We start from the raw sequence: 25,584 nt of genomic DNA, 5'->3' as shown, positions 1-25,584 counted from the left end.
CGCGAAAAGGGCCCCTTTCGGAGCCCTGAATTTGCTATTGATTACTGTGTTTTAATGAAACGGTAGTGCTTGGTTTCTGAACAGATATCGCTTGAGGTACACACTTGGTACTCAACATCTACTGTGCCGTTGTGACGGAACTTGTCGACGTATGAGTTGAAGTCTGTTGCACCAACATTCTTGCCATTGCGCTTAATCACGAAGTAGTCGTTGGTGTCGTAATCCCATGCCAGCTTAACGCGAGCTTTGCCGTTCGGGTTTTTGTTACCAAACTTCAGTTTTAGCGGGAAGCCTTCTGCTGAGTCACCTTCAATCGTGATCGACTTTCTGGTTGATGTTGCAACGCCTGCATCGTCAGTCACGGTTAGAGTTACCACGTAGTCGCCAGCTTCAGCGTAGGTATAACGAGTCACTTCACCGGTTTGCGTGTTGCCATCGCCTAGGTTCCATTGGTAAGAGACGATCTGGCCATCGCTGTCCGAACTTGTGCTACGCAGCTCTACTTCTTTACCGACAATCGTGTGTTCGAAAGAAGAGACGGGCGGTACGTTAGCATTGCCTGATCCGTACGATGCTTTCAGATTTGCACCTGCGTAATCTGAGTAACCCAGAATGTTCACCGTGTAGCGACCAGCTGTTGGGTTTTCAATTACACATACTTCATCGGTTACGCTTTCACTCTTACAGATATTCTCTTGAGAGCTTGGCGCATAATCTAGACCAACATACATATCCGGATCACCAGTAGACACAGCAAGATCAATCGTCAGCTTCTCTTGACCTGATGGTACTTCGATATCAAAGTAAGTTTTCGAACCTGTTTCACCAGCAACTGCGGCTTCGACACCATTTTCAAGGCGTTGGTATTCCGGTTCTGGTGGAAGTGGTGGTTCGCCACACGGTGACACACCCACTAAGTTAAACGCAGAAACAACATCATCGGCACTGTAGCCAAGGTCGGTTGCTGAGTTTTTCACGCCACAAGCACCCTGCCAGAAGTCGCTGTTTTCAGACCAGTAGATCTGGTTGGCTAACACGAACAGTTCGAACGCTTTCTTGGTATCCCAACCTTGTGTGGTTGCAAGATGGTAGAACGCCTTGTTGAACACGCCAGAGCTGTAGTGCACGTTTAAGCCATCGTAGTACTCGGATGCATTGTTGATTGAAGAGCCATCGCGTGATGGATCGTCCATGTAACGCAGTGCACCTTCGCCTTTAAAGATATTGCGTCCGACCATCCAGTCGTTGGTGCCTTTCATGTAGTATTCAGCCGCTTCACCCGCCATGTCCGAGAATGCTTCGTTCATACCGCCGGATTGGTTTGCGTATATCAAACCTGAGTTTTGCTCAGTGAAACCGTGGCTCACTTCATGGGCTGATACATCTAGGCTAACAAGCGGGTAAAAGAAGCTTTCACCATCACCAAACGTCATGGCTCTGCCGTCCCAAAATGCATTCTCGTAGTTTTCACCGTAGTGAACACGCATCATGAGCTTGAAGGAGAGTGGCGCTGTGTCGAACCAGTTTTTATACATATCGAACACGATGTTGCCAAAGTAATGGGCATCGTTGAGTGGTGAGAATGCGCCGTTCACGGCTTTATATTCGTTACGAGGACATTCATAGCTGTAAGTGGTGTCGCCGTCGGTCGCGCCATTAAGGTCAACGGTAACGACATTTTCAGACTCCATTACACACTCTGTGCCCACTTCTTGAACATCAAGGTAGTGGTAGTCGGTGCCGTATTCGTACATGCCGGTTTTTTCGTTGCCGCCAGGGCCAGTACCGATCTGAGCATGGGCAATACCTTCCCAGCGGTCGATGACTTCGCCTGTGTGCGCGTCTAGCATGGTGAACGGTCGAGTCGGCTGTTCACTGCCTTCTACTAGGTAAGAGACAACGTACACTAGTCGTGTTTTATCTACGCTTTGCTGTCCGATGCCTTGCTTCACAGAGCCTTGATAGATAAATAGCTGATGTTGAACGTTGTCTAGAGATTTGCTGGTTAAGCCTTGAGTCTTTAGATCTTTACTTGCGAGTTCAACCGCTTGAGCGCTGTTGATTGATGGCTTAACAAAAGATCGCTCTAAGGTCGTTGTTTTAAGGTAGCGACCTTGAACGGACTTAAGTGCGCCACCTTGGACACTTTGGGTGGCATTTAGGTAATGTCCCCATACCGGTGTTCCCCAGATGTTCTGCTGGATCTTAACTTTATAGATACCACGCTTTTTCAGGTTTACTTCTTTCACCATCTTGAAGCTAGAGGCGTTACTGACTCCTAACTGAGCGTTTAACCCAGAGAAGCTAGTAAAGTTGATCGGTTGATCGATTTGAACGGATTCACTTGCATGCACTGACAAAGACATAGCACTGGCTATAGCAACGGCAACTAAACGTTTTCTTATTTTCATTGTTGTTTTCTCTTTCCATGTAAAATCCAAGAAAACGTAACAAATTAATCACAGCGAATTTACATCATTCGATCTGATTAATTAGTAGCATGGCAATGATCTCTTTTATTCATGAAACTTATATTTCTCGTATTTACAGATAGTTATCATTTCTGTTTATTTTTGAACGCACCTATATGTTTATTTATAAAATCGTGACACTTTTATTAAGTGTTTATTTCTCTTGGAAATTAAGATTTTCGAGTAAATTGATCTGTGCCTCAATTAACGGATTCTGGGTTGATAGAAGGATCAACGATTTGAAAGTGTCACTTTAAACAGAAGGCCATTTAGCGAATTTAGGGGCAATTTTGATAAGAAATCGAAGACTTTTCGGCTTATTTTTCGAATTGTTAGTTAAAAGAGGGAAGGGGAATCGGGCACTTGTTTGGCACAGAGCACAAAATCTGCTGGATGAAAAAAGCCAGCGACGGGTCACTGGCTTAGATTAACTTAGTTTGTGCAGGCTACTGAATATAGGTAGGCAACTGCGACACTTAATTATGGTACGTGGCTAACGTCACTATAGCGAATTACTGCTTTTTACCGCCAACTTGTACGTAGTCGATACCGATAATACGGTTGATAATACCCAGAACAGAGCTCGTATCAGAGTTTGTTGAGCGAATCGTATCAACGGTTGCACCTTCAGGTACTAATTCCATTGCGCGGTCTTGAGTATTACCTGGCACTTGGAAACCGACAATGTTGAAGCTTTCAGCGTGCGCTGTGTAAACTTCTTCGTTGTGGCTAATACCAGAACAACCCGCTAGAGAAACAATGCCTAAAACAACTAATAACTTTTTCATACAAACACCTTAAGAAAGATTGGAATTTAGATTCAATAAGTTCATGGGAGACAGCATCTCCCGACCGATGTTGAACATTATTCCAGAGGTGTTTTGTAGTTACTGTATGGGTTTGTCAGCTGAATCATTACACAGCTGAATGGTAATGGTGAATACCGCACCCTTTAAGGCTTGGCTCTGACCTACCTCCACGGTAGCGCCGTGTTGAGCACAGATCTTCTCGACGATAGACAGCCCTAAACCATGGCCGCTCTTGGCTTTGTTACGCGCTTTGTCGCCAACGTAAAAGGGTTCGAACAGGCGAGCTTGATGTTCTTGAGCCACACCATCACCGTCATCGTGTACCGCAATCTGTAGCTGATCTTGATGCACGGTCGCTGCAATCGACACTTGTGAGCGTGCGAATTTCATTGCGTTACGCACTAGGTTATCTAGTGCTCGGTTAAATAGCGTTTCATCCGCCATTATTGAGCTAGGTTGCTCTGGTAGCGATAGGTCGATGTTGAGCTGAGTGTCTTTGTTCCAACGCGCCATTGCGTGGTCGAGAAAGTCTCGAATCTCTAATGGCTTTTTTAAGTTTTCTAGGTCAGTGCTATCGAGTTTGGCGTAATACAATAGTTCATCGACCATCTTTTCCATCTCTTCCGTGTCTTCGACAATACTCTCAATCGTGCTTTCTTGCTCTGCGTTTAGCTGGGTGTCTTTCAACATTTCAGCTTGCCACTGAATACGGAATATTGGCGTGCGCAGTTCATGAGCGACAGCATTAGTGAGTGAGCGATTACTTTCTACCAAGCGATGAATTCGGTCGGCCATTAGGTTGAAGGATTTGTTCAGTGAACCAATCGCAATACCACTTGAAGTCTCGGCTCGTGTCGAGAGATCGCCCTCCGCAAAACGCAGAGTGGCAGCCTCAAGCTTTTTAACTCGGCGGAAGATAATAAATAGATGACATAACCCATATAAGATAAAGCTCGCTAAAAAGAACAACCAAATGAGGTCATCCTCCAACTCTATTTTTTGCCTAACGAACGCTTCACTGTTGGGGAGGTAGTGATAGGTATTGTCACTGCTTGCTAAGCGAAACCATAGGTCCCGTTCATCATCGTGAAAAACAAAGGTATTCGGATTCGTGCTGAAGAACTCTGAAACGGGGCTGGGTATTTCATCGTCTGGGCTGAATGTAACCAATTTATTTCGTGTGGTTTCTACAAACTGGTTTATCGCTTGATGAGCCGCTTCAAGGCCTTGATTTTTAGCGATGTTCTCGATCAATTGCTGGTGGGCAGCCGCTTCGTAATCTTCCAGTACGTATTCGTAGTCGGTATTGAGCTGATAGACGCTAATCTCGTAGGCGACAAGGCCGGCCATAAAGCAAACTAACAGCCCTATTAAGGACTCCAAAAAGATACGTCGCATAATCGCTCTCTTTTATTACGCTCGTATTGAGCGAGGTTAACGCCAGGCGGTCGAAACAAACAAGTAACCCTTCCCGCGAATGGTCTGAATTTTCTCTGCTGGTGTGTGGTCGTCGCCCAAAATCTTTCTTAGACGTACAACCTTGTTGTCAATCGTCCGGTCTATTCCGTCGTACTCAATCCCGCGCAATGTTTGCGTCAAGTAGTCACGAGATAACGGCGTGTCTGGGTTGCTTGCCAATAACCAAAGTAGGTCAAACTCGCTGTCAGTGAGTGATAAAACCGCACCTGAAAGTTCACACTTCTTATAGGTGTTTTTCAGAACGAGTTGATCGAACTGAAGGGTGTCTGAGTCATCGACTGAAGCGGTATTGGTGTCTTGGCGGCGTAATAGCGAACGAACTCTGGCCAGCAGAACTCTTGGTTTGATTGGCTTGGTGACATAGTCATCAGCCCCTGTCTCTAAACCAGCGACGTGATCAAAGTCGTCATCGCTAGCGGTGAGCATCAAGATTTTACCTTTATAGTGCGTACGCGTCTGTCGGCAGATTGTAAGTCCATCAGTTACAGGAAGCATCAAATCTAGCAATACGATGTCAGGTTGCTCCGCGAGGATGGTCTGTGCGGCATCGCTGCCATCGTCCAACACCGTGACATCAAAATCTTGCGCGACAAAGTAGTCCTGCAACATTTTCTGAAGTTTCAAATCGTCTTCCACGATGATCATTTTAGGTTTTGTCATTCCATTATCAGCCTTGTCGTGCGTTTCAATCATTGAGATTACGTGAGGGAGCCTTATCTAGTGGTTAGCTATTGTGGCATCTCCAATTTGCATGCTTTACGTAAAATACCTGACATGAATGATTAAACACTTTCCACGCCAGTTCAATGATGATTTTGAATTTGTGCGAAAATAAAAAACAATGTTCAAAAAGACATACATTCTCATACATTCGCACGACAGATGTTTTCTTCTTTAAATAATAGAATTTTCCCATCAAACATTTTTGGGAATTACTACATGAATAGCTATAGAAAAACGTTACTGGCATTACCTTTGATTATTTTAGCTGGGTGTAACTCAAGCTCTAATTCGGGTAAACCGACAACTAAAGCACAAGTGAAACCTAAAGCGGATTACGTATTTTCATCAGCGAAACTGGGTGAGTTGTATAAAGAGCGACAAGAGGTCCAAGAATCCATAAAACTTGATTACAACGGTGTGCAGTATGAAATCGTTCTGTTTGCGGAAGATATTAGTGATAAGCAAAAAGTGGTTAGGCTTGCGGATAGTTTAGGTCAAAGTGTGGATCTGTACCTCCCTGATGCAGGATTTGATAGCTGCGGTATCTACACAGAGAGCAAGGGTTTGGACGTGTTTGATTGTGGTGCGGCTCAACGCTCAATCGGCAATGACACCACGTTAATTAACACGACGACGAATACTCATAAGCCCGTCGAGCTTGAGTATCACAATGAACTGGTTCAATACGTGACTAGCCTTGGGTCTACCATTCTGAGTAACACTAAAAGTGGGAACAAGGTAACGATAACCACCTCGTTTGCTTTCAACGCTTTTTACCGTGATGTGCTCAACGAGACTGGCGCTGTTGATCGCATTACTTCCACTCTAGGCGCATCAACCTATTCTCAGCTTTTTGATATCGTGAAATTGTATCAAGGCAGTGAGATGACGTTGAAGTTTACCAACCATATTGGTGGAAGTGCCGACGATGATATCAATATGTACACCGGTCGCATGATCCACAGTAACAAAATGACGACGATCGTAACGCCTACGGGGTCGGTGTTCTCTGGCGGCACGGATCTTTTCGCTGCGGGTAACCCACGAGTTTTGCAACGAGCAGATACCACTAAAGCCATTGAGCTTAATAAGCAGGTTGGTGTGCACAGTTGGGCTGAGGATGATAAAACAGCCAAAGACTTCCCATACACGAACGAAAGCCATCGCAAGCAAGCGACCTACTTTAAAAAGGTAATGGGAGACAAAGGAATCGACTTCTATATCTTCACGTTGGATTCTGCTCCGGCTTCTGGCGAACACTGGGTGACTAAGGCTGAGTCAGATAAATACGGTTTCATCACACGCATTGAGTAGCTTAGGCTTGCAATAACATAAGAAACGACTGAGAAGGTTGGTGATGACGCTGTTGTCGCCAACCTTTTTTGTTCATTTTTTGATTCGTTACCTGTGTTGATTGTGGATTTCCTTGTCTTAAATTTCAGTATGAAAATTCCTTGATACTTCCTTTCCACTCCCTCCCCAAAAAGTTTCTACAAGGACTCTCACTGATTGATTCTTGAACTTTCTAAGCAAAAACATTTGACCAATAACTATCACACCTCAAATCTTTAATTGTTTTCGTTAGTGTTCTAAATGATATTTAATTTATTGTTTTATAATGATTTTTGTTGTTTTGAATGCTGTATTGTTACGAGTTTGTTTTAAATAATCATTTGAACCCTAACTAAATTTCTGTCATTTTATATTTAACTGAACGTTCAATATAAAATAAAAGGACTAAGAAATGCCGAAGGTTGGGATGCCTGATATACGTAAACCACAGCTTGTTCAAGCCACCATGACGGTGATTGATCGAGTGGGTTTGCATGCCGCGAGTATTGCGTTGATCAGCAAAGAAGCGGGAGTCTCCACTGGCATTATTAATCACTATTTTGGTGGAAAGCATGGGCTGCTAGAAGAGACCATGCGTGAAATTCTTCGCCAACTTTCTAATACCATCACCACGTCACTAAAAGCACTTCCTGTTGATGCTCACCAACAGAGAATTAACGCGATCATCGATGGTAACTTCGAAGGTTACCAAGCAGAAAATAAGGTCGCGAAGGCGTGGTTGGCATTTTGGTCATATTCAATGCATGACGAGCAGCTGAAAAGACTGCAACGTGTGAATGAAAAACGTTTGATTTCACACTTACGTCTTGAGTTGAAAGGTATTTTGAATCACGAACAAGCGGATCTCGTTGCTCACGGGATTGCGTCTCTGATTGATGGTTTGTGGCTGAGAGGCACACTAAACCCAGATGGTATCGATGCTCAAAAGGCGCGTGCCATCATCAATGATTATCTAGATAAACAACTTACGTTCTACTCGTGCAGTACCAAATAGAACGCAGTGTTAGGACTAGAACAGCACTAGAACGACCAATACTCACATATAGACCAGTAGAGTCTAACAACAATAATTAAGTCAGAATCTCAAATGGAAATGAACTCGTTATACATCGATGGCGCAGTGGTTAAAGCAACCTCTGGTGAAACCTTTGATAGCATTAACCCTGCCAACGGTGAACCTATCGCGACGTTAGGCCAAGCATCTTCAGCAGATGTCGACAGTGCTATTGAATCTGCGAAGCGCGGATTTGCGGTATGGTCTGCAATGACCGCTGTGGAACGCAGCCGCATTCTGTTGAAGGCAGTGGACATACTTAGAGCTCGAAATAATGACCTTGCAAACCTTGAGGTTGTTGATACGGGCAAGCCGCTGCAAGAAGCAATTGAAGTGGATGTGGCGTCTGGCGCTGATGTTATTGAATACTTTGCTGGCTTGGCTCCAACGCTACAAGGCGACCAACAGCCGCTGAGTGAATCTCAATTTTTCTACACTCGCCGCGAACCGCTAGGCATCTGTGCGGGCATTGGCGCGTGGAACTACCCTATTCAAATCGCGATGTGGAAATCGGCTCCAGCATTGGCTGCGGGTAACGCGATGATTTTCAAACCTTCAGAAGAAACGCCGCTAACGGCGCTCAAGCTTGCTGAGATATTTACCGAAGCTGGTCTTCCTGATGGCGTGTTCAACGTGGTTCAGGGCGATTACCGTGTTGGTCAGATGCTAACGGCGCACCCAGACATCTCGAAAGTGTCGTTCACGGGCGAAACCGGTACCGGTAAAGCGGTAATGTCGGATAGCGCTAAGACGCTGAAATCAGTCACCATGGAACTTGGTGGAAAGTCACCAATGATCGTGTTTGATGATGCTAAATTGGATGATGCAGTTTCCGCTTCGATGGTGGCTAACTTCTACACCCAAGGCGAAGTGTGTACCAACGGTACTCGCGTTTATGTACACGAAAACATCTATGACGCATTCATCGACCAACTTAAAACACGCACTGAGAAGCTGATCATTGGTAACCCAATGGACATGGAGACTCAGATCGGCGCGTTGATTTCTAAAGAACACCTTTCAAAAGTCCTTGAAGCAATTGAGCTAGCTAAGCAGTCGGGTGCAACCTTGCTGACGGGCGGCTATCAAGTGACAGACAACGGCTTAGCGAACGGCAACTTTGTTATCCCAACCGTGTTTGTGGATTGCGAAGACAACATGCCTCATGTTCAACAAGAGATCTTCGGCCCTGTGATGTCAGTTTTGAAGTTTTCGGACGAAGACGATGTGATTCGCCGTGCTAACGACACCAAATATGGCCTTGCGGCTGGTGTGTTCACGCAAAACCTTTCTCGTGCGCACCGTGTTATTCATCAAATGCAGGCAGGTATTTGTTGGGTGAACACGTGGGGTGATTCACCGGCAGAAATGCCTGTTGGTGGTTACAAGCTTTCGGGTATTGGCCGTGAAAATGGACCAGAAACTCTACTTCACTATACGCAGACTAAGAGCATTCTTATTGAACTTGGCGACTACGCCAGCCCTTATGCCTAACGCGTAACACTCAATTTTATGGGCTAGTTTAACAGAGCTAGCCCCACTGACTTATCTCAGGGAAATCAAAACATGGAACAACGCTACGATTATATTATCGTCGGCGCGGGTTCGGCCGGCTGTGTGTTAGCGGATAGGCTAACGGAAAGCGGTGAACATAGCGTTTTATTACTGGAAGCTGGTGGTACGGACAAGAGTATTTTTATCCAAATGCCAACCGCGCTTTCTTACCCAATGAATACTGAAAAGTACGCTTGGCAATTTGAAACAGAGAAAGAGCCGGGCCTTGATGGACGTGAACTGCACTGCCCACGTGGCAAAGTGTTAGGCGGCAGCTCATCGATCAACGGTATGGTTTATGTTCGTGGCCACGCGTGTGATTTTGACCAATGGGAAGAAGAGGGCGCTGCGGGTTGGAACTACCAAGCATGTCTGCCTTATTTCCGCCGTGCTGAATCATGGAACAAAGGTGGTGATGAATACCGTGGAGACAATGGCCCTGTCGGCACTTGTAATGGTAACGATATGGAGCTCAACCCGCTTTACCAAGCGTTCATCGATGCAGGTAAAGACGCCGGTTACCCAGAAACACAAGACTACAACGGCTACCAGCAAGAAGGCTTCGGCACTATGCATATGACGGTAGACAAGGGTGTTAGAGCCTCAACCTCTAACGCTTATCTACGTCGAGCATTGAAGCGTTCAAACCTGACCTTGAAGAAAGGTATCGTGGCGCGTCGTTTCCTACTTGAAGGACAAGACTCAAATGGTCAATCGGGCTTGAAAGCCGTCGGTGTCGAGTTTGAAAAGTCAGGAAATACCCAGGTGGCTGTGGCGAACAAAGAAGTGATCTCTTCTGCGGGTTCTATCGGTTCTGTTCAACTGCTGCAGCTTTCTGGTATCGGCCCGAAAGCGGTGCTTGAAAAGGCTGGCGTTGAGCTGAAACACGAACTGAGCGGTGTCGGTGAAAACCTTCAAGATCACTTAGAAGTGTACTTCCAATATCACTGCAACGAACCCATCACGCTCAACAGCAAGCTTGGTTTGGTCAGCAAGGGCATGATTGGCGCGGAATGGATTCTGACTCGCAAAGGCCTTGGTGCTACTAACCACTTTGAATCGTGCGCGTTCATTCGTTCTCGCAAAGGATTGAAGTGGCCAAACATTCAATATCACTTCCTGCCAGCAGCGATGCGTTACGACGGGCAAGCGGCCTTTGATGGTCACGGTTTCCAAGTACACGTTGGCCCGAACAAGCCAGAGAGTCGCGGTACGGTTGCGATCACTTCTGCTGATCCGCATGCCAAGCCAGAGATCATTTTCAACTACATCTCGACTGAACAAGATCGCCAAGATTGGCGCGATTGTATTCGTCTGACGCGTGAGATTTTGTCTCAACCTGCGATGGATGTATACCGAGGCAAAGAAATTCAGCCGGGTCTAAACATTACTTCTGATGAAGCGATTGATGAATGGGTTAAGCAGAACGTTGAAAGTGCATATCACCCTTCTTGTGGCTGCAAAATGGGTTCAGATAACGACCCAATGGCGGTGCTTGATGAAGAGTGTCGCGTTCGCGGTATCGACAGCTTACGTGTTGTCGACTCATCGGTTTTCCCTGTTATTCCGAACGGAAACTTGAACGCCCCGACCATTATGGTGGCTGAGCGTGCTTCCGATTTGATTTTGGGTAAGCCGATGCTCAAAGAGCAGGGCGTTTCAGTGTGGATTGCACCTGAGTGGCAAGAGAAGCAAAGAATAAATAAACCAGTAAGAGAAGCGTAAGCCTCTGTTATTGAGATAAAAATAATAAAAAGTAACAACCAAAATTAGTCAAAAGTCAGCAAAACTGCCCTGATTAGTATGAGTTAGGGCAGAAAAAGGAAAGATAAAAAGGAATCATTATGACGACTCAACATAAACAAACCGCTACAAAAAAGGTATTAGCAACATTAGCCATCAGTTCATTTGCATTTGGTGCTAACGCTTCTATTGAACCGCAGCAATGTGAAAACGTTCGCTTCGCTGATGTAGGCTGGACTGACATTACCGCAACAACCGCCGTTACTTCTGAACTATTAAAAGGCCTTGGTTACAAAACCAAAACCGACCTACTTTCAGTACCGGTGACATACTCTTCAATGGCGAACGGCGATATTGACGTATTCCTAGGCAACTGGATGCCAACCATGGAAGGCGATATTGCTAAGTACCGTGAAGAGGGCACGGTTGAAACCGTTCGTGCCAACCTTGAAGGCGCAAAATACACGCTAGCCGTACCAAAATACGTGTACGACTCAGGTGTAAAAAGCTTCGCCGACCTAGCAAAACATGCCGACAAATTTAAAGACCGCATCTATGGCATCGAGCCGGGTAACGACGGTAACCGCCTAATACAATCAATGATTGATTCAGACGCGTTTGGCTTGAAAGATTTCAGCCTAGTGGAATCAAGCGAAGCGGGCATGGTGTCGCAAGTATCTCGCGCTGCTCGTCGTAGCCAGTGGATCGTTTATCTAGGTTGGGCGCCGCACCCAATGAACAGCAATGTTGAGATGGAATACCTATCAGGTGGTGACGACTTCTTCGGCCCTAACTACGGCGGCGCGAATGTTTACACCAATGTTCGTTCAAACTACCTGTCTGAGTGTGCAAACGTCGGTCAACTTCTACAAAACCTAGAATTCACTCTAGAGATGGAAAACCAGTTGATGGAAGCGATTTTGAACCAAAATGTGAAGCCAGAGAAAGCGGCTCAGCAATGGTTGAACAGTAATCCACAACAAGTAGAAGCTTGGTTAGACAACGTCAAAACGCATAAAGGTGAATCTGCAACTCAAGCGGTTACAGAGTACCTAAAGCAAGTAAAAGCATAGTTCTACCTATAGACCTGTTTACCAAAGCTATATAAAGAATAAAGGTGGGCTTCGGCCCGCCAATAATAAAAGGCAATATTGTGAATTTTATTACGGAAAACAAAATCCCTGTCGGACAATGGATGGAAGCGGGTGTTGATTGGCTAACAATCAATGCAGCAGGATTCTTTGACGCTATTTCGATTTTTCTAGAAACCGTCATTATGTTTTTAGTCGATGTATTTAAGTGGATGCCGCCTGCTCTGCCAATCGTGATGACTGCTGCTATTGCATGGTACTTACACCGTAAACCTTCGCTGGTGATCTTTGTGGTCGCAGCACTGCTGACTATTCTTAACCTCGGCTATTGGCAAGAAATGCTGGAAACCTTTGTTCTCGTCTTTGCGGCGACAACGATTTCCGTATTAATTGGCGTACCGGTTGGCATCATGGCTGCTCACCGTCCTTGGTTGTATACGGTGCTTAGACCCATTCTTGATTTAATGCAGACGGTTCCAACGTTTGTGTATCTGATTCCGACTTTGGTTTTATTCGGCTTGGGCATCGTTCCTGGCTTAATCTCGACCATCATATTTGCCATTGCCGCACCAATTCGTTTGACCTACTTAGGTGTAACCAAAGTGCCTGAAGAGTTGATTGAAGCGGGTAAAGCGTTTGGTGCAAGCCGCATGAAATTGCTGATGAAAGTGGAATTACCGGCTGCCTTACCAAGCATTATGGCGGGTGTAACTCAATGTATTATGTTGTCGCTTTCGATGGTGGTTATCGCCGCCCTTGTCGGAGCTGACGGACTTGGTAAACCTGTTGTTCGTGCATTGAACACAGTGAACATCTCACAAGGTTTTGAAGCCGGGTTGGCGATTGTATTAGTCGCTATCATTCTTGATCGCTTGTGCAAAACACCAAACCAGAAGGAAGCTTAATCATGTCTAACTCTCAGGGAAAAAAGACAATGGACGCGATTACCATTAAGAATCTCGATGTTGTGTTTGGTAATAAATCGAAACAAGCGCTTGAGCTACTCGACCAAGGTAAAACTCGCCAAGAGATCATTGATGAGACTGGCCAAGTGGTTGGCGTAGATAATGTGTCGCTGACCGTTGAAGAAGGCGAGATTTGTGTGCTGATGGGGTTGTCTGGTTCTGGTAAATCATCTTTGCTTCGCGCAGTTAACGGCCTGAATGAGATCAGCCGTGGCTCATTGGCGATCAAAGATGGAGACAAGCAGGTTGATTTAGGTGAACAGTGCGACGAAGCGACCTTGCGTCATCTTCGTACTCACCGCGTTTCTATGGTGTTCCAAAAATTTGCCCTAATGCCTTGGTTAAACGTGTTAGATAACGTGGCGTTTGGTCTAGAAATGCAAGGCGTAGCCAAAGATGTTCGTCGTGCTAAAGCGCGTGAACAACTTGAAATGGTGGGTTTGGCAGAATGGGAAACCAAATTTCCACATGAGCTTTCTGGCGGCATGCAGCAACGTGTTGGTTTGGCGCGCGCGTTTGCAATGGACACCGACATTCTGTTGATGGATGAACCGTTTTCGGCGCTTGATCCACTGATTCGAGCTCAGTTGCAAGATGAACTGATCACACTGCAAAGCAAACTCAACAAAACGATTTTGTTCGTGAGTCACGACCTAGATGAAGCACTGAAGATTGGTAACAACATCGCGATCATGGAGTCAGGAAAGCTGATTCAACACGGTAAGCCTGAAGAGATCGTATTGACGCCAAAAACAGAATACGTAAAAGACTTCGTTGCTCATACCAATCCATTGAATGTGCTTAAAGGTCGCTCTTTGATGCAGCCTCTTGATTCACTAACGCAAGAGAATGAAAGCTGGAAGATCTGCGATTCTAAAGATCTCTGGATTGAACAGAGTGAAGGTGCTTTATCGGTGAAAGGTGAATCTGCTTTGGCGCTTGTCGAGTGGAGTGAATCTGACGACTTAACTGCAATCAGCGAGTCGAGTGTAGTTGTGGCAAGCCCGGAAATTGGCATGCGTGATGCAATTAAGCTCAAGCAGATCAGTAACCATCCGATTTTGCTGGTGGAAGACAATCAACTGGTCGGTATTCTGGATAACAGCGAGTTTTACAACGCACTAACGGGTAATTTTCAGATGAATACAGCCGCGTAAAATTTCGTTTTCCAGCTTGGCGATTAGGGCTGGTTTTTTATTAGGTGGAGAGGGTTAAGTCTCTCTACCTCTATGATTATTAAAATATATTATTCTTTGAACTTGTATTCTCTGACTCGTTATTTTTGCCTTCATTGAAGCTTTCATTTCCCCTTCATTAAGTAAAAGTGCCGTACCACGCAAGTTTAGTGGTATAGAAAAGATTGAGAATAGTATGAACATCAGTACAATGCGGAAAAATCAATGAAGTAATTTATCAATTTACAGTGTAATTCGAGCTCGCCTGACGTAAATAATCAGGACATTTCATCGCTTCGACGCTGTAAAACCATTCACAGTATATTAGTACAAAGGTCTGCATCTTGGACAAACATGACGAAATCCTGGTCGCTATTCGCCAAATTATTCGCGCTATCGATTTACACTCGAAAAAGCTGAGTAAAGAGTATGGTTTGACTGGCCCTCAATTAATCTTAATGAGAGCAATCCAAGAAATGGGTAATGTGACGATCAAAGAATTGTCTAATCACACCAATGTAAGCCAAGCCACCACAACCACGATCATCGATCGCTTGGAACTGAACGGCTATGTACAACGTGTTCGCAGCTCGTCAGATCGCCGCAAAGTACACGCAAACCTGACTGAAAAAGGTCAAGAGTTGCTAAACAATGCGCCACCACCGCTGCAAGATAACTTCGTTAAAAAATTCCAAAACCTAGAGCCGTGGGAGCAAAGCTTACTGCTTTCTTCAATGCAGCGAGTATCATCAATGATGAACGCAGAAGACATCGACGCCGCTCCAGTACTTCAACTTGAAGGCATTGCAAACGTAGCCAAGAGCTAACCTTATTTATAAATTGTTCATTTAGAACAACAACTTAAATAATTGTCAAATGGTCGCACTAAGCGGCCATTTTTGATCCTGCCATTTAAAATTCTCTATTTGCCTTGCGTGTTAGCTACGCCTTCTTATTTTAAATTCCCCTGACTTTTTGCCCCGTTTGTAGCCGCCTCATTGGATTGTAATCAAAACTCCATTGACGATTCTTTGACAATAAAATGCTAGACCGACCGGTCTGTCGTGTATTATTGTGTGTTCATCTTAACCACGAGGTGATGTATGAAACACGAATTGACGCCAACACAAATGACCATGACGTTGAACAGCATGCAGGGAGCTTTTGCACAGAAACCGATGCCAGCGATATCGGAGAGAATTGAGCAGCTGCTCGCACTTAAATCTGCGCTAATCGATTACACAGATCGTTTGTGTGTAGCCGTGAGTGAGGACTATGGTCACCGCAGCCGACAAGACACTTTGATGGCTGACATATTGCCTTGTATCGGAAATATTGATCACAGCATTGAGTGTTTACCTCATTGGTCGACATCTTCGATTCGTCATTCCGGCCCATTGCTTTCAACCTCTCGTGTTGAAGTGGTTTATCAACCCAAAGGCGTCGTCGGGATTATTGCTCCGTGGAATTTCCCGATCATGTTATCCGTCGGCCCACTTATTTCGGTGCTGGCCGCGGGAAATCGCGCCATGATCAAGATGAGCGAATTTACCCCAGCGACGAACCAAGTATTAAGAGCGCTATTGGCGGAAGTTTTCCATGCCGATGAGGTGTGCTTGGTTGAAGGTGAGGTAGAAATCGCAGCCGCATTTTCGGCGTTGCCGTTTGATCATCTTCTATTTACAGGGTCAACCCAAGTGGGTCGCCAAGTGATGAAGTCAGCGGCTGATACGCTAACCCCAGTCACGCTAGAGCTGGGTGGAAAGTCGCCGGTTATCGTGGCAGAAGACATGCCGATAGATATTGCGGTAGAGCGAACCATTTATGGCAAGAGCCTAAACAACGGCCAAGTATGTGTCGCTCCAGATTACGTGCTACTCCCTGAAGATAAGCTTGAAGCCTTCATTCTTGAGTATAAAAAACAGTACCAATTCTTGTTTGATGAAGGGATCTACTCTGAGAGTTTAACCTCGCTCATTAACCCTCGCCAATGTGATCGTATTGTTGGTTTATTGAATGAAGAGCAGGAAGCTGGGACACGAATCGTTGCTTGCCATGACGAAGCGATGGACCTAGATACCCATCGATTGGTGACACATTTGATCGTTGAACCAAGCCTGTCATCCAAAGTGATGAACGAAGAAATTTTCGGCCCATTATTACCTTTGATTACGTATCGCAATGTTGAAGAGGCGTTCCAAGTCATCAATAGCAAACCAAGGCCGTTAGCACTCTACCTGATGAGCTTTGATTTGAGTTTACAGGCTCAGGTTAAGCACCAAGTTCACTCCGGTGGCATGTGTATTAATGACTGTGTGTTCCATTTAGCGGTTGATGATGCGCCGTTTGGTGGCATTGGTGAATCAGGTCAGGGCAACTATCACGGTAAAGAAGGTTTCCTGACTTTCTCCCACGCCAAAACAGTCTTGGAAACGGGTTTAGATCATCGAGTTAAACATCTGTTTTCAAAAGAAGACAACGAATTAAAAACAGCAGTGATGGGCATGCTTGGCCAGTAAATCACTGTTGGTATGACACTGTTTATTTTTCAAAAAGTTATTTTCACGAAATTATTTTAAGAGGTTACTTTTATGTTAGAACGTTTTTTTGAACGTACGATCAAATCGTATTTGATGATTACCGGTTTCTTAACAGCGACGGCTTTTTCCACTTTCCTAGCGCCAGATTGGAGTATGCAGACGCTGTTCTCGTACAACGATACCATGATGGAAAACAAAGAGTACTTGCTGGGGACTTATCAACACTGGGGTGTGATGGTTGGCTGTATTGGTGTGTTGTTGATGTTCTCGGCGAAGTACAAATCGCTGCGCACCTCGACGATGATTTACAGCGCATTTGAGAAGTCGATGTTTGTTGGCATCTTCTTATACAACGTGTGTATCAACGATTATGAGTGGTTCTATGGCTGGAGCGGCGTGTTTGCGCTCGATGGTTTTGTGACCGTTTATTCTTTGGTTTATCTGTACTACTACCTCACTAGAGATAAGAGTAAGGTCCCAGCTCACCTTCGTTAATCGTTAACCGTTTGTGACTTACTCAGGGTGAGTCAATAACACTTCTATAATGATCAATAGCTTACTTATGATTACAGCCCGCATTTTCGGGCTTTTTTCGTTTTGGGGCAATGATCCATAAAGATCTTAATTGACATATCTTTGACATTTACGCTCTAGACCGACCGGTTTGTTTTGGTTATTGTTTAGTCATCAACTAGAAATGAGGTAAACACCATGACAACCAATAATTTTAACTTTCAACTTAAAACCATTGTTCATGCTCAAGAGAATGGCATTGAAAATATCCCTTCTCTTTTTGGTCGCTTAGGTGCGCAAAGAGTCGTGCTCTTTTCTGATAAAGGCTTGGAGTCTCTTGGTTTTGTTGAGCAGTTCTCGGCGTTGTTTGTAAACGAAAAGGTGAACCAGCCAGGTAATGAACAAGCAGTTCAACTTGTTGGTGTGTACACCGATATCGCGCCAGACGCGACTTGCGACAACATCAACGCGGCCATTGAGTTTGCAAACAGCGTCAATGCTGATGCGATCTTGTCTGTTGGCGGCGGCAGCGTAATTGATGCGTCTAAAGGTGTGAAATACGCATTTCATAAGCAGATAGATGACATTCGCACCGTGATTGCGGGTGGTGGTCATATGGATGTGTGGCCAAACAATGAAGATATTCGAGTGCCCCACATTGCGGTTCCGACAACGGCTGGTACGGGCGCAGAAGCCTCTCCGATTGCTGTTTTTTACAATGAACATGAAAACATCAAAGCAAGTCTAGTCGCGTCTGGATTGGAAGCCGATATCGCGATCCTTGATCCAACGGTGACCACTAAGCTGCCAGCTCACCTTACTCGTTCTACAGCCATGGATGCGTTAACACACGCTGTTGAAGCGATTGTCTCGCCAATGAGTAATGCATTCACTGACGCTTACGGCATTCAGGCTGCAAAACTGATTGTTGAAAACTTACCCTTGGCACTTAAAGAGCCAGAAAACCTAACCGCGCGTGGCAACCTTCTTCAAGCAAGCACTATGGCTATCTCTGCTTTCTATTCGTCTTTGGGCGGTATTCCGATTCACAACTGTGCTCATGCCTTTGGTGCGATTAGCCACATTCCACATGGCGATGCCAACACGGTGCTGATGCCGGTTGTGATTGAAGCGCTGCCTGAATTCTATATGCCGAATGCGGCGAAGTTAGCTCAAGCTTTCTCTGTCGACACTACGGGAACCGATGAGATGGTTTACCAGAGAGTGTTGGATTTCTTAAACAACTTTCAAACCAGTGTGGGTGCGATGAAGCGTTTCAGCAGCTGGGACTTTGATGAGCAAGAGAAGAGCAACATTGCAGAAGCGATTGAAAAAGACATCTGTTTTCAGTTCTACCCAATCTCGAAACAGACGATTGAAACCATCATTGAGAAAGCGATTTAAGTCTCTGTCTTAATCGACTGAATGTTATGACCATTTAATTCAGTCGATGATTCAGTCCCTTATTCACTCAACAATCATTACTCGAGAGCCAATTATGAAAATCGAAAACGTATTGCTATCAAGCTTGTGCATCATCGCGCCATTCCTACTTTTCACCTAATTCATTCAACAGGGACGTTGTGACCTTTATTCCCGAGGAGGAAATAAATGCTCAATAAACGTTTAACTACCGTGATTCTGACTGGTGTTTTGGCTGCTCTGTTTTTTGCCAAGGCAAGCGTTGGAAGCGAAAGCTCTAAGAACGCAGCCACCATGGACCAATCGCAGCAGCATCAAGATGTCGTGCAATTGTTGGATGAGGCTTACCAAGGGCAATTGGATGCCCAGCTCTCTGTCGCTTACTTATATCTGAGCGGAGAGGGCGTAGAACAGAATGATGAAAAAGCCGCGGAGTGGTTCGTCACCGCAGCCAACAACGGTAGCCCTGAAGCTCAAACACAGCTTGGGTTGATGTATATCTCTGGAAGTGGCGTTCAAGCCAGCCAAGCGGAAGCTGTCATCTGGATAGGCATGGCAGCAGCTCAAGAGTATGACCCCGCGCTCGACTTATTACATTGGATGTCGCAAGCCGCGCATTAATTCAAATCTTAACTCAGGTTACTCACAGAAAAAGTTACTCGCAGAAAAGTTAATTACTGAAACAAGTTAATCACAGAAATTGGAGAACGTCTTATGCAGACATTCAAGAAATCTTTAGTCTTCACTGCAATGGCTGCGGCAAGCAGTGCTGCTCTTGCGGCTGAATCAGAAAAACCGAATATTGTTGTTATTGTTGGCGATGATGTGGGCTTTGCCGATACTCAGCCATATGGCTCAGAAGCCAATACACCAAACCTAATGGCGCTGGCTGAAGAGGGGGTTAAGTTTACTAACTTTCACGCGTCACCAACCTCATCGGTAACGCGCTCTATGATGTTAACCGGAGCAAATAGCCACGAGGTTGGGCTAGGCACCTTCGACTATGCTGTCTATCCGGGTGCGATTGGCAAGCCGGGTTATGAAGGTTACCTCACCAAGAAAGGGGTTACGGTCGCAACGCTGCTTAAAGAGAGTGGTTATAACACTTACCTCTCTGGGAAATGGCACTTGGGGCACGACGATGGTTTCTTACCTGACGATCGAGGTTTTGAAGAGAGTTACGGTATCTTAGCGGGCGGCTCGAATCACTTTAATCGAGATATGATGTTCCCGGCCAAAAATGCCGCGACAGCGGATGCGCTGCAAAAAGGGGATATTCCCGGCGTCGAAGTTGAGCCAACTTACCGTAACGGTGAAGTGGTTGAGGACAAGTACAAAGGCGAGTACTCAGACCAAGTTTACACCAACGAGATCATCAAGATGATCGACAGCAAAAAAGACGACGGTAAGCCTTTCTTCGCTTACGTCCCATTCACCGGTATTCACCTGCCATTGCAAGCGCCTGAGTCTGCTTATCAAGATAAAGTCGATTACTACGTTGAACATGGTTGGGACTCGGTTCGAGAAGATCGTTTCCAACGTATGAAAGATATGGGTGTGATTCCAAAAGACGCCGATATTTCAGATCGTAACGCATTAAGCCGACCTTGGGACTCGCTCTCTGAGAAAGAACAAAAGTGGTACGGCAAGAAAATGGCTGTCGCGATGGGCATGATGGAAATGCAGGACCAACAAGTCGGCCAGATAGTCGATTACCTGAAAGAAATCGGCGAATACGACAATACCTACATTATGTATCTAGCGGATAACGGCCCAGAAGCGGCGGATATTACCGGTGAAAATATCAGTGATTTGATCCGAACATGGACTGCTCATCATTTCGATAATTCGACTGAAAACTTGGGTAAGGCGAACTCCAGTGTGTCACTTGGTCCTGAGTGGGCAAGCGCTTCAACCGGTGGCCTATCTTGGTACAAAGCTTACACAGCAGAGGGCGGTATCCGTGTGCCATTTATCGTTAAGCCAGCCAAAGCGCTTTTAGACGGTGAAGATGCGTTGCAACCGGGAACTCAGACAGACGACTTATCCCAAGTGAAGGACATTGCAGCCACGATTCTTGAGATTGCAGAGGTCGATCATCCAGGAACCGAATATCAAGGTCGAGAAGTGGCGCCGATGAGTGGTGTGAGTTTGTTGCCTTACTTCAAAGGGGAAACGGCAGACGTGCACAGTGCCAACAATGCGATTCCATTTGAATTGTTTGGTAGCGGAATTCTGCTTAAAGGTGATCATAAGATCATCCGAATCTCTACGGGAATGGGTGGCGACAGTGAGTGGCACTTATACAACACCAAGAAAGATCCAGCTGAGCAACATGACTTGAGAAACCAAATGCCAGATCTGTTCCTTGAAATGGTCGCTGAATATCAAGAATACGAAAAAGCACAAAATATCGTCCCGGTTGACGAAGCGTGGAACCCGTTTGAAAACGTGAAATAGAGGAAAAACCACTCGGCCAACCTAATGCCATCAAGCTTGGTTGGCCGATGAACACCGTGTAAAGGAATTACGAATTGTTTTGGCTAATACAATAACTTTTACATCGAGGCACTCTTCATGACGACATTATCGCTATCAAACTTGAGTTCAGTTCCGCAGTTCAATGGCAAAGCACACAGCAAACTTCAGGCGTTAGCAAAACCGATTGGTGCGGTGTGTAATATCAGTTGCACCTACTGTTATTACTTAGAAAAACAACAGCTGCTTGAATACCCAAAAGGCTCTCAATATACGATGGATGAAGCTCTGTTAGAGCGTTATATCAAGCAATATATAGAAGGGCAGAATACACCTGAAATCATCTTTTCTTGGCATGGTGGAGAGCCTACCTTGTTGGGGATTGAGTACTTTCAAAAGGTCGTCGCCCTGCAGAAAAAATATTGCCCTAGCCACAGTAAGATCAGCAATGACCTTCAAACCAATGGCACTTTATTGAATGATGCGTGGTGTGAGCTCTTCAAGAAGAATGACTTTATCATTGGTGTGAGTATTGACGGCCCAGAGCACTTACATAATCACTACCGAACTAACCGTGCAGGCAAAGGCACTTTTTCTCAAACAATGCGTGGCATTCGCTACTTGAAGCAACATAACGTCGAGTTCGCGACTTTAAGCTGCGTGAATGATGTGACAGGTAAGTATCCACTCGAGGTTTATCGCTTTCTACGCGATGAAGTGGGTTCGAAGCAATTGCAGTTTATTCCTGTGGTCGATAAGCGTGAGGCTCATACCAACAATAAATGGTTGAGCAACCAACAAGCGATCATTCCTGTATCAGGTGAGGTTGAACCGTGGAGTGTCGGCTCTGCGCAATGGGGAGAGTTCCTCACTACCATTTTTGACGAATGGTTCGAGCATGATTTTGGTCGGGTATTAGTGCCGTACTTTGAAAATTTTGTCGGCGTATGGATGGGCAGAGAAAGCACCATGTGTACCTTGAGTGAGATCTGTGGCAAAGGGTTAGCAGTTGAGCCCAATGGCGATGTGTACTCATGTGATCATTATGTCTTTCCTGAATTTCAGCTGGGTAATATTCAGGAACAAGCACTTTCAACTTTAGCCTTTTCGCCAAAGCAGCAGCGTTTTGGGTTCGCCAAACAAAAGTCTCTGCCGAAACAATGCCAAGCCTGTGAGTTTAAATTTGCATGTCATGGCGAATGCCCCAAAAACCGTATCATCACAAGCCGAGATGGTGAAGCGGGGTTAAATTATCTCTGTGAAGGTTGGCTGAGCTTCTTCAAGCATATCGACCCGGTTATTAAGGACTTATTCAAAGCCAATAATATCCCGTCTCGTCTGGGGTAACGGAGTAAGCGTGAATCGATTTAATCAAAATTTACAGTAAGATAGAAGGCTCGCTAAATTATGCGAGCCTTTTGGTTTTTGGTTTTTGGTTTCTGGTAACGGGTATATCTAGTCAGCCGATTCTTGGGCTGGGCTCATGGCGAGAAGAGTCTCTTCCATGGCATTGTTTAGAATCGAACGGTTACGCTGCATGGCGGCCATGAGCGTTGAGCCTAGCCATAGGCCATAAAGCATTCGAGACAGCGATTCTGGCTCTGCGATAGTGAAATCACCGGCCTCATTACCTTCTTCAAACAGTTTTGCCATACGCAGGATGATCTTTTCTGCGCCTACTGCCATTGTGGACTGTAACGGGTTAGCAGACCCAGATACTTCTCCCGCCAGTTTTACGACAAGACATTGGATATTGAAGTCTTCAGTCAGTTTCGATGCACACCAAAACTCGAAATAGGCTTTTACGCGGTCACGACGAGAAAGCGACTCATCACTTAAAAAGTCGTCTAGCTTAGCGAGATGCTCATCAAAGTAGTTAGTAAGCAGGATCTCACCAAAGTGTTCTTTGGATTTGAAGTAATGGTAAAAAGAACCCTTCGTGCCTTCCGCTTGGTTGATGATTTTCATCAGGCCAACACCAGCAAACCCGTGTTCATTGATAAGGCTAAACCCTGCATCGAGCATAGCTTGTCGCATGTCTTTCATTGTTCTTACTCTTTATGCTGAGAATGAGGAATAGTGTAACGAGCAACATACCAACCGTCCAGTCTAGCGCGTTAGGACGCGGTCAATAATTGACTCGTTTCGTCAAAGTAACTTTTTCTCTTATTGGCACTTCTAAGCGACAAAACTTTTTTCAAGATAAGCACATCCTACAAATCGAAAATAACAACCTTAAAGGGCCTGTTTGGTGGCTTAAAATGGCTAAATTTGGGTGTTTTAAGTTGCTGTTTTTGTTCGTTTTTAATTTGGTGTTTTCTTAAGATCGCAATGGTAGTCTTAGCTTAATTTCTTTAGGGGGCTAAATGGACACCAATAACAGCACTTATCATCACCACAATTTTGCTCAGCAAGACTTATCAGAGCTTACATTTACAGCCTGTACGTTTATCCGTTGTGATTTCAGACGTTCGAACTTACGTGACGCAACGTTTATTAACTGTAAGTTTATTGAACAAGGCGATATTGAGGGATGTCACTTTGATGTTGCCGACTTACGAGATGCAAGCTTCCAGAATTGCCAGTTGGCGATGGCGAATTTTAGTAATGCGAATTGCTATGGGATTGAGCTACGTGAATGCGACCTGAAAGGGGCGAACTTTACTCGCGCTAACTTTGCCAATCAGGTGAGCAATCGCATGTATTTTTGCTCGGCATACATCACGGGTTGCAACCTGTCTTACGCTAATTTTGAACAGGCTTGTTTAGAGAAGTGCGAACTGTTTGAGAACCGTTGGATAGGCACTTACCTTGGCGGCGCGTCATTGAAAGAGTCTGATCTCAGCCGAGGTGTGTTCTCGGAAGATGTATGGGGGCAATTCAGTATGCAAGGTGCTAATTTATGCCATGCTGAATTAGAAGGGTTAGATCCTCGCAAGGTAGACACATCGGGGATTAAAATCGTTGCTTGGCAGCAAGAGCAACTGCTTGAAACCATGGGTATTGTGGTAATGCCTGATTGATAGCTGTAATTTCTAACTACAGGCTATTTGGAATATGTAAGATTTCGCTATAGAAGAAAAGCCCAAAGCTAATAACTTTGGGCTTTTCCGTATTTGGTCGCATGCATTTTATAATGATGTTTAGAAAAGAGAATGCTTGGCGAATATAGGGTTGATTAATGCATACCTGAACGCATTTTGTCGGCGAGCGCAAAGAAGACAAAAACGACGAAACAGACTAGAGCAGCACACAGTGAAGTTAAGATGGTTGTGGCGTCTTTTGAAATCAATGGAATGGTGATAGAAGCTAGCGCTATCAACATAACCAAGATATGAACAATTCGACCCGGAATTGGATTTTTATGACAGAATGAAGCCCAGAGGTAACGCATTTTCAACACCAGTATAAAATTAGTGGTTTTATTCTATTTTTTTAGTGAGTATTTTGTAAATAACAATTGGTTACAATTGGTTGTAAATATGATCTAAGTCGAATTAGTATTAAACCAGTTAAATAACAGAAGTTTATTGATCTTTTATTGAATTTTAACTTTCAAAATGAACATCATAATATTCCGTATTCTTTGGAATGCTAAGTCAAATATTATTCGAATTTTTGTTTTTTGACTTAAGATCTCATTTATTGAGTGTTCTGTTAAGAGACCGTTTGCGTACAGGTATTGGTGGCGTAACTATCAAGCGAATTAGAGTCATCCTAGAGCCTGTTATTCGTTTTATGTTATTTATCAAAGCGACTCCTCAAATTGAGAGCGAGGTAATCTTGTGAGTTTTTCTGTTTGATATACTCAGTACTCGTTCGATAAAGATGATGGAGATGATATGTCGAAAACCGCGAAGATCATTAATGAAGATAAGCTGGTAAAAAAAGCAGTTGAAGTCGGTTTTAAGATGGCAAAACTACAAGGTTTTGATTTGCCAAATTCATCCCAACCGATAAAGGTTAAAGCGGTGTACTTGTTCCTTGTTGAAGTCAATCAGATCACACCGTTACCTGACGATAAGCTTGATGGCGCGAACATCAAGAAGCGTTTAGCACTATGGCTTCATAAGGCACTGCCGGACAATGACCCGCTGAAGTAAACTTGTATTACCTCATTTTTTATATTTGAAACCTAGCGATTTTTCGCTAGGTTTTTTGCTTGTGCGCCGAGCATGGCGTTGATCTAGGAGGTGAAAGTCCTCTACGGGCTC

22 protein-coding genes are annotated in these 25,584 nt (G+C 44.9%); 16 read left to right on the top strand and 6 right to left on the bottom strand.

Features of this window, described 5'->3' with window-relative positions; genetic code table 11:
- Positions 1-41: 41 nt before the first annotated feature.
- The 4 genes from AB6E30_RS18890 to AB6E30_RS18875 all read right to left on the bottom strand — a co-directional run bounded on the left by AB6E30_RS18890 (position 42) and on the right by AB6E30_RS18875 (position 5,419).
- Positions 42-2,411 carry a M4 family metallopeptidase gene (locus AB6E30_RS18890; protein WP_372104861.1) on the bottom strand — a complete coding sequence of 790 codons (2,370 nt, stop codon included), beginning with the start codon at positions 2,409-2,411 and terminating at the stop codon, positions 42-44.
- A gap of 572 nt (positions 2,412-2,983) precedes the next feature.
- On the bottom strand, positions 2,984-3,259 hold the full coding sequence (locus AB6E30_RS18885) for a hypothetical protein (protein WP_017065177.1): 276 nt from the start codon (positions 3,257-3,259) through the stop codon (positions 2,984-2,986).
- A 99-nt stretch (positions 3,260-3,358) separates the two neighbouring features.
- Positions 3,359-4,678, bottom strand: a complete 1,320-nt coding sequence (locus tag AB6E30_RS18880) for a cell wall metabolism sensor histidine kinase WalK (RefSeq protein ID WP_102333556.1) — start codon at positions 4,676-4,678, stop codon at positions 3,359-3,361.
- A 36-nt stretch (positions 4,679-4,714) separates the two neighbouring features.
- A complete protein-coding gene (locus AB6E30_RS18875) occupies positions 4,715-5,419 on the bottom strand; it encodes a response regulator (RefSeq protein WP_372104859.1) in 705 nt (234 codons plus the stop codon).
- Positions 5,420-5,698: 279 nt separating this feature from the next.
- Here AB6E30_RS18875 and AB6E30_RS18870 point away from each other — a divergent pair, with 279 nt between their 5' ends.
- The 14 genes from AB6E30_RS18870 (at position 5,699) to AB6E30_RS18805 (ending at position 22,717) form a co-directional block, all read left to right on the top strand.
- Positions 5,699-6,796: an alpha/beta hydrolase gene (locus AB6E30_RS18870; protein WP_372104857.1), complete on the top strand. Its 1,098-nt coding sequence runs from the start codon at positions 5,699-5,701 to the stop codon at positions 6,794-6,796.
- A 430-nt stretch (positions 6,797-7,226) separates the two neighbouring features.
- Positions 7,227-7,829: a transcriptional regulator BetI gene (gene betI / locus AB6E30_RS18865; RefSeq protein WP_048610022.1), complete on the top strand. Its 603-nt coding sequence runs from the start codon at positions 7,227-7,229 to the stop codon at positions 7,827-7,829.
- A gap of 93 nt (positions 7,830-7,922) precedes the next feature.
- Positions 7,923-9,383 carry a betaine-aldehyde dehydrogenase gene (gene betB, locus AB6E30_RS18860; protein ID WP_372104855.1) on the top strand — a complete coding sequence of 487 codons (1,461 nt, stop codon included), beginning with the start codon at positions 7,923-7,925 and terminating at the stop codon, positions 9,381-9,383.
- A 72-nt stretch (positions 9,384-9,455) separates the two neighbouring features.
- The gene (gene betA, locus AB6E30_RS18855; RefSeq protein WP_372104853.1) at positions 9,456-11,168 is read left to right on the top strand and encodes a choline dehydrogenase; all 1,713 of its coding nucleotides are present in this window, start codon (positions 9,456-9,458) and stop codon (positions 11,166-11,168) included.
- 119 nt (positions 11,169-11,287) lie between these two features.
- On the top strand, positions 11,288-12,259 hold the full coding sequence (locus tag AB6E30_RS18850; protein ID WP_372051358.1) for a choline ABC transporter substrate-binding protein: 972 nt from the start codon (positions 11,288-11,290) through the stop codon (positions 12,257-12,259).
- An 80-nt stretch (positions 12,260-12,339) separates the two neighbouring features.
- Positions 12,340-13,182: a choline ABC transporter permease subunit gene (gene choW / locus AB6E30_RS18845; protein WP_009845976.1), complete on the top strand. Its 843-nt coding sequence runs from the start codon at positions 12,340-12,342 to the stop codon at positions 13,180-13,182.
- A 2-nt stretch (positions 13,183-13,184) separates the two neighbouring features.
- Positions 13,185-14,399, top strand: coding sequence for a choline ABC transporter ATP-binding protein (choV, locus tag AB6E30_RS18840; RefSeq protein WP_372104850.1), 1,215 nt, complete (start codon positions 13,185-13,187; stop codon positions 14,397-14,399).
- 362 nt (positions 14,400-14,761) lie between these two features.
- Positions 14,762-15,244, top strand: coding sequence for a MarR family winged helix-turn-helix transcriptional regulator (locus AB6E30_RS18835; protein WP_017061075.1), 483 nt, complete (start codon positions 14,762-14,764; stop codon positions 15,242-15,244).
- 276 nt (positions 15,245-15,520) lie between these two features.
- Complete coding sequence (locus AB6E30_RS18830; RefSeq protein WP_372104848.1) at positions 15,521-16,936, top strand: coniferyl aldehyde dehydrogenase; 1,416 nt, start codon at positions 15,521-15,523, stop codon at positions 16,934-16,936.
- A 72-nt stretch (positions 16,937-17,008) separates the two neighbouring features.
- Entirely contained in the window at positions 17,009-17,452 is a 444-nt protein-coding gene (locus AB6E30_RS18825; RefSeq protein WP_017070129.1) for a hypothetical protein, read from the top strand.
- A 216-nt stretch (positions 17,453-17,668) separates the two neighbouring features.
- Positions 17,669-18,874 (top strand): iron-containing alcohol dehydrogenase, encoded by a 1,206-nt coding sequence (locus AB6E30_RS18820; RefSeq protein ID WP_102487543.1) that lies wholly within the window; start codon positions 17,669-17,671, stop codon positions 18,872-18,874.
- Positions 18,875-19,081: 207 nt separating this feature from the next.
- Positions 19,082-19,513: a tetratricopeptide repeat protein gene (locus AB6E30_RS18815; RefSeq protein WP_372104846.1), complete on the top strand. Its 432-nt coding sequence runs from the start codon at positions 19,082-19,084 to the stop codon at positions 19,511-19,513.
- 93 nt (positions 19,514-19,606) lie between these two features.
- A complete protein-coding gene (locus tag AB6E30_RS18810) occupies positions 19,607-21,352 on the top strand; it encodes an arylsulfatase (RefSeq protein ID WP_372104845.1) in 1,746 nt (581 codons plus the stop codon).
- Positions 21,353-21,469: 117 nt separating this feature from the next.
- The gene (locus AB6E30_RS18805) at positions 21,470-22,717 is read left to right on the top strand and encodes an anaerobic sulfatase maturase (protein WP_372104843.1); all 1,248 of its coding nucleotides are present in this window, start codon (positions 21,470-21,472) and stop codon (positions 22,715-22,717) included.
- A 108-nt stretch (positions 22,718-22,825) separates the two neighbouring features.
- Here AB6E30_RS18805 and AB6E30_RS18800 read toward each other — a convergent pair whose 3' ends face one another.
- Positions 22,826-23,416 (bottom strand): TetR/AcrR family transcriptional regulator, encoded by a 591-nt coding sequence (locus AB6E30_RS18800; protein ID WP_372104841.1) that lies wholly within the window; start codon positions 23,414-23,416, stop codon positions 22,826-22,828.
- Between the two features lie 320 nt (positions 23,417-23,736).
- Here AB6E30_RS18800 and AB6E30_RS18795 point away from each other — a divergent pair, with 320 nt between their 5' ends.
- Entirely contained in the window at positions 23,737-24,393 is a 657-nt protein-coding gene (locus tag AB6E30_RS18795) for a QnrS family quinolone resistance pentapeptide repeat protein (protein ID WP_372104839.1), read from the top strand.
- A 155-nt stretch (positions 24,394-24,548) separates the two neighbouring features.
- Here the strand turns inward: AB6E30_RS18795 and AB6E30_RS18790 are convergent, their stop codons facing one another.
- Positions 24,549-24,764: a hypothetical protein gene (locus AB6E30_RS18790; RefSeq protein WP_029235681.1), complete on the bottom strand. Its 216-nt coding sequence runs from the start codon at positions 24,762-24,764 to the stop codon at positions 24,549-24,551.
- A 448-nt stretch (positions 24,765-25,212) separates the two neighbouring features.
- Here AB6E30_RS18790 and AB6E30_RS18785 point away from each other — a divergent pair, with 448 nt between their 5' ends.
- Positions 25,213-25,473 carry a DUF5062 family protein gene (locus AB6E30_RS18785; RefSeq protein ID WP_017061084.1) on the top strand — a complete coding sequence of 87 codons (261 nt, stop codon included), beginning with the start codon at positions 25,213-25,215 and terminating at the stop codon, positions 25,471-25,473.
- Positions 25,474-25,584 lie beyond the last annotated feature (111 nt).

It is taken from the genome of Vibrio sp. 10N.247.311.12, from assembly GCF_041467515.1.
GTDB lineage: Bacteria > Pseudomonadota > Gammaproteobacteria > Enterobacterales > Vibrionaceae > Vibrio > Vibrio crassostreae_C.
This window is presented reverse-complemented; position numbering and strand designations above follow the sequence as displayed.